Annotated in this window: 13 protein-coding genes and 1 tRNA gene; 10 read left to right on the top strand and 4 right to left on the bottom strand. The window is 60.0% G+C overall.

Going from position 1 to position 12,788, the window contains the following annotated elements:
* Window positions 1–3: 3 nt before the first annotated feature.
* Window positions 4–705, top strand: coding sequence for an NAD(P)H-dependent oxidoreductase (locus KUA23_RS18905; protein WP_099492796.1), 702 nt, complete (start codon window positions 4–6; stop codon window positions 703–705).
* Between the two features lie 122 nt (window positions 706–827).
* On the opposite strand, the gene KUA23_RS18900 is transcribed toward KUA23_RS18905, so the two are convergent.
* Window positions 828–1,907, bottom strand: a complete 1,080-nt coding sequence (locus KUA23_RS18900) for a 3-deoxy-7-phosphoheptulonate synthase (protein ID WP_252992632.1) — start codon at window positions 1,905–1,907, stop codon at window positions 828–830.
* A 607-nt stretch (window positions 1,908–2,514) separates the two neighbouring features.
* Between KUA23_RS18900 and KUA23_RS18895 the strand changes: the two genes are divergently transcribed.
* Together KUA23_RS18895 and KUA23_RS18890 are read left to right on the top strand one after the other, a co-directional pair.
* Entirely contained in the window at window positions 2,515–3,264 is a 750-nt protein-coding gene (locus KUA23_RS18895) for a carbon-nitrogen hydrolase family protein (RefSeq protein WP_252992631.1), read from the top strand.
* The gene (locus KUA23_RS18890) at window positions 3,265–3,696 is read left to right on the top strand and encodes a GNAT family N-acetyltransferase (RefSeq protein ID WP_252992630.1); all 432 of its coding nucleotides are present in this window, start codon (window positions 3,265–3,267) and stop codon (window positions 3,694–3,696) included.
* A gap of 35 nt (window positions 3,697–3,731) precedes the next feature.
* Here KUA23_RS18890 and KUA23_RS18885 read toward each other — a convergent pair whose 3' ends face one another.
* Window positions 3,732–3,971 carry a DNA-binding protein gene (locus KUA23_RS18885; protein ID WP_252992629.1) on the bottom strand — a complete coding sequence of 80 codons (240 nt, stop codon included), beginning with the start codon at window positions 3,969–3,971 and terminating at the stop codon, window positions 3,732–3,734.
* Between the two features lie 82 nt (window positions 3,972–4,053).
* Here KUA23_RS18885 and KUA23_RS18880 point away from each other — a divergent pair, with 82 nt between their 5' ends.
* The 6 genes from KUA23_RS18880 to KUA23_RS18855 all read left to right on the top strand — a co-directional run bounded on the left by KUA23_RS18880 (window position 4,054) and on the right by KUA23_RS18855 (window position 8,862).
* The gene (locus KUA23_RS18880) at window positions 4,054–4,419 is read left to right on the top strand and encodes a helix-turn-helix domain-containing protein (RefSeq protein ID WP_078049180.1); all 366 of its coding nucleotides are present in this window, start codon (window positions 4,054–4,056) and stop codon (window positions 4,417–4,419) included.
* A gap of 151 nt (window positions 4,420–4,570) precedes the next feature.
* On the top strand, window positions 4,571–5,212 hold the full coding sequence (gene gacA / locus KUA23_RS18875; RefSeq protein WP_032886613.1) for a response regulator transcription factor GacA: 642 nt from the start codon (window positions 4,571–4,573) through the stop codon (window positions 5,210–5,212).
* 1 nt (window position 5,213) lies between these two features.
* A complete protein-coding gene (gene uvrC / locus KUA23_RS18870) occupies window positions 5,214–7,037 on the top strand; it encodes an excinuclease ABC subunit UvrC (protein WP_099492791.1) in 1,824 nt (607 codons plus the stop codon).
* A 32-nt stretch (window positions 7,038–7,069) separates the two neighbouring features.
* Window positions 7,070–7,630 (top strand): CDP-diacylglycerol--glycerol-3-phosphate 3-phosphatidyltransferase, encoded by a 561-nt coding sequence (pgsA, locus tag KUA23_RS18865; RefSeq protein ID WP_099492790.1) that lies wholly within the window; start codon window positions 7,070–7,072, stop codon window positions 7,628–7,630.
* 63 nt (window positions 7,631–7,693) lie between these two features.
* A tRNA-Gly gene (locus tag KUA23_RS18860) sits at window positions 7,694–7,769 on the top strand.
* Window positions 7,770–8,010: 241 nt separating this feature from the next.
* Window positions 8,011–8,862 carry a LysR family transcriptional regulator gene (locus KUA23_RS18855; RefSeq protein ID WP_078049177.1) on the top strand — a complete coding sequence of 284 codons (852 nt, stop codon included), beginning with the start codon at window positions 8,011–8,013 and terminating at the stop codon, window positions 8,860–8,862.
* Window positions 8,863–8,879: 17 nt separating this feature from the next.
* Here the strand turns inward: KUA23_RS18855 and KUA23_RS18850 are convergent, their stop codons facing one another.
* Window positions 8,880–10,334: an MFS transporter gene (locus KUA23_RS18850; RefSeq protein WP_252992628.1), complete on the bottom strand. Its 1,455-nt coding sequence runs from the start codon at window positions 10,332–10,334 to the stop codon at window positions 8,880–8,882.
* 339 nt (window positions 10,335–10,673) lie between these two features.
* Between KUA23_RS18850 and KUA23_RS18845 the strand changes: the two genes are divergently transcribed.
* Window positions 10,674–11,432: an SDR family NAD(P)-dependent oxidoreductase gene (locus KUA23_RS18845; protein ID WP_252992627.1), complete on the top strand. Its 759-nt coding sequence runs from the start codon at window positions 10,674–10,676 to the stop codon at window positions 11,430–11,432.
* Window positions 11,433–11,573: 141 nt separating this feature from the next.
* On the opposite strand, the gene KUA23_RS18840 is transcribed toward KUA23_RS18845, so the two are convergent.
* Window positions 11,574–12,617, bottom strand: coding sequence for an LLM class flavin-dependent oxidoreductase (locus KUA23_RS18840; protein WP_099492788.1), 1,044 nt, complete (start codon window positions 12,615–12,617; stop codon window positions 11,574–11,576).
* Window positions 12,618–12,788: the final 171 nt, after the last annotated feature.

The following is a 12,788-nucleotide window of genomic DNA, read 5'->3' as shown; positions in this document are numbered from 1 at the left end:
TGTATGAAGGTTTTGATTGTTCACGCCCACCCTGAGCCGCAGTCGTTTACCGCTGCCTTGCGCGACCAGGCGGTCGCCACGCTGGAGCGCCAGGGGCATGAGGTTCAGGTCAGTGATTTGTACGCCATGCAGTGGAACCCGGTGGCGTCGGCGGCGGACTTTTCGTCGCGGGAAAATCCCGACTACCTGGTGTATGCCCTGGAGCAGCGCCTGGGGGTGAAAAAGCAGTCGATCGCGGCGGACATCCAGGGCGAATTGGACAAGCTGCTGTGGGCTGATCTGTTGATCCTCAACTTTCCGATCTTCTGGTTCTCGGCGCCGGCGATGCTCAAGGGCTGGATCGACCGGGTGCTGGTGTCGGGGGTGTGTTACGGCGGCAAGCGCTTTTACGATCAGGGTGGGCTGGCGGGCAAGCGTGCGCTGGTCACGGTGACCCTGGGCGGACGCGAGCACATGTTTGGTGAGGGCGCGATCCACGGGCCGCTCGAGGATATGTTACGGCCGATTCTGCGCGGAACGCTGGCGTATGTGGGCTATGACGTACTGGCACCGTACGTGGCGTGGCATGTGCCGTATATCAGTGCTGAAGCGCGACAGGAGTTCCTGGTGGGGTATGCGCAGCGGTTGCAAGGGCTGGCGGATGAACAGCCCTTGGTGTTTCCGAAGCTTGAGCAGTTTGATGAGGCGCTGTATCCCCTGTCGTGAGCCAAACACTGATCAAATGTGGGAGCTGGCTTGCCTGCGATAACAGTACATCAGCTACAGTTTTGTAGCCTGACACTGCGCCATCGCAGGCGGGCCGGCTCCCACATTTCGATCTCGACCAATCAGTTGGTTTTGTGTTGTTGGCGCAAACGCTCGGCCGCACTGCGCAGCAATTGCTCGGTGCCGTCCCAGCCCAGGCAGCCGTCGGTCACGGACACGCCGTATTTCATCGACGCGCTCAGCGGCTGGCAGCCTTCGAACAGGTGGCTTTCGAGCATCATGCCGATCAGCGAGGTGTCGCCCTTAAGGCGTTGTTCCAGTACTTCGTTGAACACCGCCGGTTGACGCAACGGGTCCTTGCCGCTGTTGGCGTGGCTGCAATCGACCATGATCCGCGCCGCCACCTTGGACTTGGCCAGGTCGTGCTTCACCTGCGCTACGTTCTGCGCATCGTAGTTCGGCCCACGATGACCGCCGCGCAGTACCAGGTGCGTGTCGGGGTTGCCCGGGGTCTGGATAATCGCCGGGTGGCCCTGGCTGTCGACGCCGAAATGGCGGTGCGGGTGAGAGGCCGAGCGCATCGCGTCGCAGGCAATCGCCACGCCGCCGTCGGTGCCGTTCTTGAAGCCCACGGGCATGCCCAGGCCGCTGGCCATCTCGCGGTGGATCTGCGATTCGGTGGTGCGCGCACCAATCGCGACCCAGCTGAGCAAGTCATCGAAGTAGCCGGCGGCCATCGGTTGCAACAGTTCAGTGGCGACCGGCAGACCCAGGCGCAGCATTTCTCGCATCAGTTCGCGGGACAGCGTGATGCCGGCGGCCATGTCATCGCTGCCATCCAGGTGCGGGTCGTAGGCCAGGCCTTTCCAGCCGATGGTGGTGCGCGGTTTTTCGACGTAGGCACGGATCACCAGCAGCATCTGGTCGCTGACTTCCAGCGCGAGCTTCCTCAGGTTGCGTGCGTATTCCATGGCCGATTCCGGGTCGTGGATCGAGCACGGGCCGACGATCACCAGCAAACGCGAATCTTCGCCATTGAGGATGGCGCGCACGGCGTGGCGATGGGCGTGGACTTGTTCGTTGAGGAAGGGGCTGAGCGGCAGCTTGAGCTTTACATCCAGGGAGCTGGGCAGACGCTGGGTCAGGGCTTCATTGGCACTGGTGAGGGCAGAAACGGGCAGAGCGGCGGTGGCAGAGTTCATATTCAAGGCTTCCTGGGCAAGCGGCGGGCAGTTCCCGCGCGCTTTGCCCTACTGGGGTGTTCGACAATTGGCCGTGTTGGCTACGTGTGTTGGCTTGCCACCAATAGGTGACCGATCGGAGGCGGCAGGCTGTCCCGAGCGGAGCTGGCTAAATCGCCATGCGGTGGAGGTGTCGTAGCGGTAATAGGTGGCGTAGTTCATGTCGTGTGTCCTTTAAAGTGTTCTGCAAAATTGATAGAGGCCTGAAAAAACAAAACCCCCGATCGGGGAGCCGACCGGGGGTTTAGATTTCTCTGGTAGGCGACCCCTTAAGTAGTGGGCGCCGATTTCAGGTATCAGGCGCGCCAGTGGCTAAACCAATACCCAAAATAAAAGCTTACCGCTGCGCTCGAACCGCTCACACGGGTAGCCGACACCGAGCGCGAGGCGCTGGCAGCAGGGCAAACCTGAGTGTGGGTGAGTTGCAACATGGTAGGTCTCCAAATGATGGGGGGAGCTTACTAGAGGCATGCAGGAGGATTCAATCAGTAATTTCTATCGCGCACCGACCCCAACCGCTATGGGGCGAGATATGCTTGTAGGCACTTGATGATGCTTGGACGCGACCATGACTGCCCTGACCCTTGCTGCTGCTCAAACCCTTTCCATCGCGGGCGATCTGCCGGCCAATATCGAACGCCACCTGGCATTCATGCAAGCGGCTGCCGGCCATGGCGTGCAAGTGCTGGTGTTTCCGGAGCTGTCGTTGACCGGGTACGAACCGTCATTGGCGGCAGGCTTGGCGATTGCGCCTGACGACCCTGTGTTGACGCCACTGCGGGACATGGCGCGGGAACTGCGGCTGACGGCGGTGGTGGGGATGCCCATCCGCCTGGCGCCTGAAGGGGGAGTGTTGATCGGTGCGCTGGTGTTGGCCGCGGATGGCTCCGTGGCGGTCTACACCAAACAGTATTTGCATCCTGGCGAAGAACTGGCATTTGTCGCGGGGCAGGGCGGCGCGGCCCTGGAACGGGGGAGCGACCGAATTGCGCTGGCGGTGTGCGCGGACTTCACCCATGCCAGCCATCCGCGTCTCGCGGCTGAGGCCGGCGCCACGGTTTACGCCGCCGGCGTGTTGATCAGCGAGGGCGGCTACGCCACAGACAGCGCGTTGCTCCAGGGCTATGCGGCCGAGCATGGCCTGCTGGTGTTGATGGCTAACCATGGTGGCCCATCCGGTGGTTATGTGTGCGCCGGTCGCAGCGCTATCTGGACGGCTGACGGCGGTTTACTCGCCGCTGTCTCTGGTGTCGGCGAGGCGCTGGTGATTGCCCGTCGCCAGGGCGGGCAGTGGGCCGGTCAAGTGGTTGCCGTCTGAATGGTGTTCCATCTGCGCGCGGCTACAGACCAGGACCTGCCGTTTGCACGAAGCCTGACCTTTGCAGCCATGAGCCGTTACTACCGGCAGTACGGCCTGGTGTGGTCCAACGATGGCTTCGACGTCGCCTGGGCGGGCCGCGAGAACTGGCTGGTCTGCAACGAGGATGGGGTGATGGGCTTTATCAGTTTGAGCCGCGACAGCCGAGCGCTCTATATCCGCGAGTTGCATATGCTCGAGGCCTGTCGAGGGCTGGGCGCGGGCAGTTGGGTGTTGGAGCAGATGGCAATCAAGGCCCAGGCCCTGGGCTTGTTGCGCCTGACCGTGTTCAAGACCAATCCGGCGAGGAGGCTCTATCAGCGCTGCGGGTTGAGCATTGTCGGTGAGGAAGACTGCTTCTGGCGCATGGAGCGCGTCTGCCATTCAAGCTAAACCATGCATCTGACGCTAATAAGCGCATACTGGCTTCAGGAAATGACTTCCTGAGCGTTGTGCTGGCTATCGGCCTCAGCAAGGATGATCCCTTCTTTCATGCCCAACAGGACCGCCACCTTGTGGGCTTCTCCACGCCGTCCCTTTTTGCGCCCAGCGAGCACTTGATAGGTGGTTGCCGGATCAACGCCATGTTCACGAGTGAACGCTTGGACTGACTTGCCTTGATGTTCCAGCCAGGCCTTGGCTTGTGCAGCAGTACGGATTCCGGGCATAGTTCAAAACCGTTCAAGTTCGTTTAACAATGAGATGAGGGTGTCACCTCTTGGGGTGTGCCAAATAGGATCATACATCCAAATGAGTGGAATCGGTTCGCGTTTGAGGCAAGAGAGAGAGCGACTTGGCCTGTCGCAAAAAGTATTTGGTGAAATAGGAGGCGTTGAAGCCAACGCGCAAGGTAAATACGAAAGCGGAGGGCGAGCACCCAAGGCTGACTACTTGTCGCGTGTGGCCGAAAAGGGAGTAGATGTGTTGTACGTGCTGACCGGTGTGACTACGCCGATCCAGCTGGAAAACCTCAGCCAGATCGAAGAAAAGGTACTGGGTGACTACCGCGCAATGTTCAAGGAAGACCAGGCTGCGATCCGCCGCTTGACGTCAACTCTGGCCGAGCACTCCGTTTTGCAGAACGGGAAAACCAAGCCGCAGCCCCAGGATTCCTGACCCGCTGCCCAACAAATACAGCCGTTCACCCCTTGGTGGGCGGCCACTGTGTGTTCAAACGCTATATATATGACGCTTGCAGCTAGGTCTGCGCCTTGGTTTTTTGCTAAGGTGTTCAGCAACCTATAAGACCATATCGCGAGGTGTCTGCTTGATTAGGGTGCTAGTAGTCGATGACCATGATCTCGTTCGTACAGGCATTACACGAATGCTGGCTGACATCGATGGCCTGCAAGTAGTCGGCCAGGCCGAATCGGGTGAAGAGTCCCTGATCAAGGCCCGGGAGTTGAAACCCGATGTGGTGCTGATGGACGTCAAGATGCCTGGTATCGGCGGTCTTGGCGCCACGACCAAATTGTTGCGCAGCCATCCGGACATCAAAGTCGTGGTGGTGACCGTGTGTGAAGAAGACCCGTTCCCGACTCGCCTGTTGCAGGCGGGCGCAGCCGGTTACCTGACCAAAGGTGCAGGCCTGGCCGAGATGGTGCAAGCCATCCGCCTGGTGTTTGCCGGCCAGCGTTACATCAGTCCGCAGATTGCCCAGCAATTGGCCATCAAATCTTTCCAGCCCGTCAGCGACTCGCCATTCGATGCGCTGTCGGAGCGGGAAATCCAGATCGCCTTGATGATCGTCGGTTGCCAGAAGGTGCAGACGATCTCCGACAAGCTGTGCCTGTCGCCCAAGACCGTCAACACCTACCGCTATCGCATTTTCGAGAAGCTCGCCATCAGCAGTGATGTTGAATTGACCCTGCTCGCAGTGCGCCACGGCATGGTGGACGCCAGCGCCTGACATGACCACACCGTTTGATCCAAGTGCCTTCCTCTCGACCTGCAGTGGCCGCCCCGGCGTGTACCGCATGTTCGACAGCGAGGCACGCCTGCTCTATGTCGGCAAAGCCAAGAACCTGAAAAACCGCCTGGCGAGCTACTTTCGCAAGAGCGGTCTGGCGCCCAAGACCGCGGCGCTGGTGGCGCGCATCGCCCAGGTCGAAACCACCATTACCGCCAATGAAACCGAAGCGCTGCTGCTCGAGCAGACGCTGATCAAGGAATGGCGGCCGCCCTACAATATTCTGCTGCGCGACGATAAATCCTACCCGTACGTGTTTTTGTCCGACGGCAACTTCCCACGCCTGAGCATTCACCGGGGCGCAAAGAAGCAGAAGGGCAAGTACTTCGGCCCCTATCCGAGCGCCGGCGCGATCCGCGAAAGCCTGAGCCTGCTGCAAAAAACCTTTTTTGTCCGCCAGTGCGAAGACAGCTTCTACAAGAACCGCACGCGGCCGTGCCTGCAATACCAGATCAAGCGCTGCAAGGCCCCGTGCGTCGGCCTGGTCGAGCCGGCCGAGTATGCCGAGGATGTACGCCATTCGGTGATGTTCCTCGAAGGGCGCAGCAATGCCCTCACCGACGAGCTTTCCGGCGCCATGGAGCAGGCCGCCAGCACCCTGGACTTCGAGCGCGCCGCTGAGCTGCGTGACCAGATCTCGCTGCTGCGCCGTGTGCAGGATCAGCAGAGCATGGAAGGCGGCAGCGGTGACGTGGATGTCATCGCGGCCTTCGTCAATCCGGGCGGCGCCTGCGTGCACCTGATCAGCGTGCGGGGCGGGCGGGTACTGGGCAGCAAGAACTTCTTTCCGCAGACCGGTATCGATGAGGAAGTGGCCGAAGTCATGGCGGCCTTCCTTGGGCAGTACTACGTCAGCAGCCCCGAGCGCGACCTGCCGTCGGAACTGATCGTCAATGTGGTGCATGAAGACTTCCCCACGCTGATCGAGGCGATCCACGAACTGCGCGGCCGCGAGCTGGACATCAGCCACCGCGTACGCGGCACCCGCGCGCGTTGGCAGCAACTGGCGGTGACCAATGCCGAGCAGGCCCTGGGCGCGAGGCTGGCCAATCGACAGCACGTCGCTGCACGCTTCGATGCCTTGGCCGAAATCCTCAACCTGGACGAACCGCCGCAGCGCCTGGAGTGCTATGACATCAGCCACTCCAGCGGCGAGGCCACGGTGGCCTCCTGCGTGGTATTCGGCCCGGAAGGGCCGATCAAATCCGATTACCGGCGCTATAACATCGAAGGCGTCACCGCCGGCGATGACTACGCGGCCATGCACCAGGCCTTGACCCGGCGTTTCAGCAAGTTGAAGGACGGCGAGGGCAAGTTGCCGGATATCCTGCTGGTCGACGGCGGCAAGGGTCAGTTGTCCATGGCCCGCGATGTGCTCAACGAGCTGGCGGTGCCCGACTTGATCCTGCTCGGCGTGGCCAAGGGCGCCACGCGCAAGGCTGGTTTCGAGACGTTGTACTTGAATGATGCCGCCCATGAGTTCACCTTGAAGGGTGACTCACCCGCGCTGCACCTGATCCAGCAGATCCGCGACGAAGCCCACCGTTTCGCAATTACCGGCCACCGCGCCCGGCGTGGCAAAACCCGGCGAACCTCAACCCTGGAAGGGGTGGCGGGGGTTGGGCCGACACGGCGTCGCGACTTGCTTAAACATTTTGGTGGCTTGCAGGAGCTGTCCCGTGCCAGCATTGACGAAATAGCCAAAGCACCCGGTATCAGTAAAAAGCTCGCTGAGTTGATTTATGCGAATCTGCATAGCGAATAGAATGCCTTTCCACCTCGTAGCCAGTTGTGCCGATGAATATCCCTAATCTGATCACCGTTCTACGCGTCCTGCTTATTCCGATTTTTATCCTGTTGTTCTATTTGCCGTATGAATGGAGCTACGCGGCCTCCAGTTCGGTGTTTGCCTTCGCGGCCGCCACCGACTGGCTCGACGGTTACCTGGCCCGCCGCCTGGAACAGAGCACGCCGTTCGGCGCGTTCCTCGACCCGGTGGCCGACAAACTCATGGTCGCCGTCGCCCTGGTCCTGCTGGTGCAAGAACATGGCAACCTGTGGCTGACCCTGCCGGCCGCCGTGATCATCGGCCGCGAGATCGTGGTCTCGGCCCTGCGCGAATGGATGGCCGAAATCGGTGCCCGCGCTCACGTCGCCGTCTCCAATATGGGCAAATGGAAAACCGCTGCGCAAATGCTTGCGCTGGTTATCCTGTTGGCCAACCCGTCGGACTTCACCTTCTGGGTCCTGCTGGGCTACGCCTTGCTGCTCATTGCTGCGGGCCTGACGCTGTGGTCCATGCTCCAGTATCTGCGCGCCGCCTGGCCGCATCTGCGCACCACCGTTGAAAAGAAATAAAACTTTTTTGAATCAAGGGGTTGACGGGTTCTGATAATTCTATAGAATGCGCATCACCAAGACGCGGGAATAGCTCAGTTGGTAGAGCACGACCTTGCCAAGGTCGGGGTCGCGAGTTCGAGTCTCGTTTCCCGCTCCAAATACAAAGAAAAAGCCACTCTAACGAGTGGCTTTTTTTTGCCTGCGATTTGGCCTTTTCTACGATGAGCAGCGGGATGATGGCTTTGCCCAGGCTTCCCGTCCCGATTAAGCCGATATTCATGCGGGTCCCCGCTTTTCGGCTCGGGCGAGCATCCAGGCCGCTGAGTATGTGGGCGAGGGGATTGCTACGGGAGGGTCAATGTTGCACTCTCATCGTTCATGTTTGTACGAGGTGAGGGATGGACTGGAGTGACATGCGGGTCTTCCTGGCGATTGCCCGCAGCGGCTCTTTGGGCGGTGCTGCCAAACAGTTGGGTGTCAGCCACCCGACAGTGGGGCGACGCTTGCAGGTACTTGAACAGGGCAGTGGGCAGCCGTTTTTTCTTCGGACTGCCCAAGGGTTGGTACTGACCGACAGTGGTGAAAAGATCCTCAGCCTGGCGCAAGAGATGGAGCACAGTGCGCTGGCCATCGAGCGGCGCATGGCGGGTGACAGTGCCCAGCCTGAAGGTCTGTTGCGGATTTCATCTGCGGACTGGTTTGCCTGTTACGTCCTGTCCCCGGTCCTGAGCGAGTTGGCGCGACGTTACCCTTTGATCGTCCCTGAGGTTATCGCCGGGCATCGGCTATTTGACCTGTCTCGCCGCGATGCGGATATCGCTTTTCGTATCGTCCCCTTCACAGAACCCGACATCGTTCACCGCAAGCTGACAACCATGCCCTACGGCCTGTATTCGGCCGTTGGATTACCTGTACCGAAGCCCCAGGGTGAAGGCCTGGGTTTGATCACCATGAACATCGCCCAAGCCCACTACCCGGATGTGCAATGGTTGCAGCAGCGTTATCCGCTTGCCCGGACCGTGTTCACCAGCAGCAGCCGCACGGTTCAGGCCCAGATGTGTGCACAAGGCTTCGGCGTGGCAGTGCTGCCGCGTTCGCTTGGCGACCAGGTGCCTGCACTCAAGCTGCTTGATCCGGATGAGCCGCCACCGGGCCGTGATATCTGGATGGGGTATCACCAGGACATGCGGCAGATGGACAGGCTGCGCGCGCTCGCCGACCTAGCGTCCAGCATGATCGGCTCCGAGTGAGGGGTGGGCCGGTCCACTCAGCTTGGGCGCACCCTTGATGCATCCGGTATGGGCGCAGGCTGGCGCGCCAGGGTGACGCTCAGTCCCGCGCCCAGGGCCAGGCACGCGGCAATACACAGTATGGACACGGTGAAGGCGTGAGTGATGGCCGCCGCGTCTGTGTGCGCGCCTAGCAAGGTATAGAAAATACCGCCGATCAACGCGACGCTCAGCGACGTACTGACTTGCAACGTGGAACTGGTAATACCTGCAATCATGCCGGAGTAGGCCGGCGCCACGCGCCCGGTGACCATTCGCATCAATGTTGGCATGGCGAGCCCTTGCCGGAAGCCGATCACAAACAGGATCACCGCAAGCAGCAGGGATGGCGGAGTGACGCCGGTCGGTGTCCCCAAGACAAGCCAGGTCAAGGCCAGCAACCCGACGACCTCCAATCCCATGCCTGCGCAATTTACGTAAGCGCCTAACAAGCGCCTGCCTTGCGAAGTCGACAACGGCCCAAGCAGAAATCCCGTGCCGAATGGCAGGAAGATCAGCCCCGCGCTGAGTGCGGTTGCATGCAGTGCGCTCTGCAAATACATCGAAAACAACAAGAAAAACACACCGATCGAGTAGAAGGACAGGGCAACCAGCAGTGCTCGACCCAGCCCCGGCGCCCGCAGCGCGGCCGGGTCGAGCAACGGTGCGCCACCGGCCAGGCGCAAACGCGTTTCGTATTGCCAGAACAACCAGGCCAGCAACGGCGCGGCAGCAATTGAAAGCCATGACCACAGAGGCCAACCCGCTTCACGCCCTTCGATCAATGGCACGATCAGCGCGCCCAGCGTCATCATCGATAGCGCCGTGCCGCCCAGATCCAGCTTGCTCGCATGGCGGGCACGCGTTTCCCTCAGTGCGGGGATGCCAAACAGAATGACCAGCAGTGCAATCGGCAGATTCACTAGAAAAATCGCCCGCCACCCCATGCCCATCAGATTGAGCGAAATCAAGATTCCGCCCAGAGCCTGGCCGATCACCGACGCCAGACCAAAGACAGCCCCATAGAGGCTGAGCGCCAAGGGCTTTTCGGATTCCGGGAAAATCGCCTGCACCGAAGCGAGCGCCTGGGGCGCCATCACCGCGGCCGTGATGCCTTGTAGCGCACGACCGCTGATCAAAACCCAAGGCGAAGAGGCCAGCCCGCATATCAGCGAAGCTGCCGCGAAACCTATCAAGCCGAGGAAAAACATCCGCCCGCGACCGTAAAGATCGCCGAGTCGTCCGCCGGTGATCAACGTGACGGCATAGAGCGCGGCATATGACGAAATGACCAGCTGTTCGGCGGAGGAGGAGGTGCCTAACTCCTCTTGAATAGACGGTAGTGCGACATTGACGATGAAGAAGTCCAGAGGTGGCAGAAAAGCGCCGACCAACAGGATTGCGAACATAAACCAGCGTCGCCGTTCGACTGGCATCACTTCGATCTGAGACATAAGGGGTGTCCTGTTTGAGACCGTAGGGTTCCCAAATTTATTAGAGGCCTGAACACCCATCGGGCAGACGCAGCGTGTACCCGATCAGGCATCCACGGCGTCCAGCATCACTTGAGGGCGCCTCGGGCTGTTTGAATGACTCATCGGCACAATCTCTTGGATTTCGGGGCATTCCCAGAGCCGATCGGGTTCAAAACTAAACGATTCATCGCCGGATTTCGCCGCACAAATATGTACGTCCGGCGTTCAGTTATGGCAGTGCCGCTCACCCCGAATGACTCCCACAATAGGGCCATTGTTATGTCAATGATCCACACAACCACCGCCGAGGAGTCAGGTATGTCAGGTAAATTCAGTGATCAAGTTGCCGTTGTGACGGGCGCTTCCACCGGGATCGGATTTGCGATTGCGCAGGCGTTGATTGCCGAGGGGGCAAGGCGCGTTTACATCACCGGACGTTCATTAGGCACGCTCGAGGCAGCGGTCGCCACGTTGGGCGACAAGGCGGTTGCGGTCCTTTCCGATGTATCACGTCAGTCCGATCTTGATGGCCTCAGGGCGACAATCGAGGCGCAGGGTGATCAGTTGGACGCGGTATTTGCCAACGCGGGTATCTGTGAAAAAAATCCGCTGGGCGAGACCCAAGAGGCCATGTACTACAGCATTTTCGACATTAACGTGAAGGGGGTCTTCTTCACGGTCCAAACGCTCTTGCCGTTGATGAAAGACGGCTCGTCAGTGGTCTTGACGGCTTCCATCTGCTCCAGCAACGGTATGGAGGGGCTGAGTCTCTATAACGCGTCCAAGGCAGCAGTGCGATCCTTTGCACGCACTTGGGCGAATGAACTCAAAGGCCGCAAGATTCGCGCGAATGTGTTGAGCCCTGGCTTCACCCGCACCCCGCTGATGGATAACGGTTTGAAAATGAGCGAAACCGAGATCGACGCGCTTCGCCAATACGTCGAGCAGATCACCCCTTTGGGCTACATGGCCCAACCAGAAGAGATCGCTAGTTCAGCCCTGTTCCTGGCGTCCGCCGATGCCAAATATGTCAACGGCGTTGAGCTGATGGTCGATGGCGGTCTTTCGCAAATCTAGAGAATTGCCGGCTGAAAAAGCCGGAAGGAAAACGCTGCCGAGCGCGCCTGGTATCCACCAAGGCGTCACGCCGTGCCCGCAGCGCTTCGATCTACACATTGGCTGAGTGCACAGTTGGCCGCCGTGCACTTCACCGCACGCTTAACGGAACGCGGGCACCACGTGCTTGATAAACAGCTCCAGGGATTTTTTCTTCTCGGCGTGGGGCAGGCTGTTATCACACCAGAAGCTGAACTCGTCGACGCCCAGTTCCTGGTAGTACTGGATGCGCGGGATGATTTCTTCCGGTGTACCGATCATCGCGGTCTTGTGCAGGCTTTCCAGTTCGAATTCGGGGCGCCCGACGAATTTCTCTTCCGGGCTTGGATCAAGGAAGCCGTTGACGGGCACGGTTTTGTTACCGAACCAGGCATCGAAGGTGCGATAGAACTTCGAGATCGCCTTGGCCCCGACTTTCCAGCCTTCGGGGTCATCGACTGCGTGCACGTGGGTGTGGCGCAGCACCATCAATTGTGGGCGCGGCACGTCGGGGTTGTTGTCGAGGGCGGCCTGGAATTTGTTTTTCAGGTCGAGGACTTCTTCGTCGCCCTTCATCAGCGGGGTGACCATCACGTTGCAGCCGTTGGCCACTGCGAAGTTGTGGGAGTCGGGGTCGCGGGCGGCGATCCACATCGGCGGGTTGGGCTGCTGGATCGGCTTGGGTACGCTGGTGGAGGTGGGGAATTTCCAGATATCGCCGTCGTGGGCATAGTCGCCTTTCCACAGGGCGCGCACCACCGGCACCATCTCGCGCAGCGCCTGGCCGCCGCTTGAGGCGGGCATGCCGCCGGCCATGCGGTCGAACTCAACCTGGTAGGCACCTCGGGCCAGGCCGACTTCCATGCGCCCGTTGCTGATCACGTCGAGCAGGGCGCATTCGCCCGCCACGCGCAGAGGGTGCCAGAACGGCGCGATGATGGTACCGGCGCCCAGGTGAATGGTGGTGGTCTTGGCCGCGAGGTAAGCCAGAAGCGGCATCGGGCTTGGCGAGATGGTGTATTCCATGGCGTGGTGTTCGCCAATCCACACGGTGCTGAAGCCACCGGCCTCAGCCATCAGGGTCAGTTCGGTCAAGTCTTCGAACAACTGGCGATGGCTCACACTCTCATCCCAACGTTCCATGTGTACGAACAGGGAAAACTTCATGACGCTTACCTCGGATCTATTGTGATCGGCCTGTCGACTGCGGGCCCTTAAGTACTCTCGCCTGGGTGAAGCGTGCCGGTGAAGACGGCTGTTCGGCGGATTGATTGTTGGTATACCATAATACGGAATATCCGCAAAACTTTTCTCTCCAACGGTTACACCCTCACCTCA

It is taken from the genome of Pseudomonas pergaminensis (genome assembly GCF_024112395.2).
Lineage (GTDB): Bacteria > Pseudomonadota > Gammaproteobacteria > Pseudomonadales > Pseudomonadaceae > Aquipseudomonas > Aquipseudomonas pergaminensis.
The sequence above is the reverse complement of the archived record's forward strand: the minus strand, read 5'-3'. Positions and strand labels throughout refer to the sequence as shown.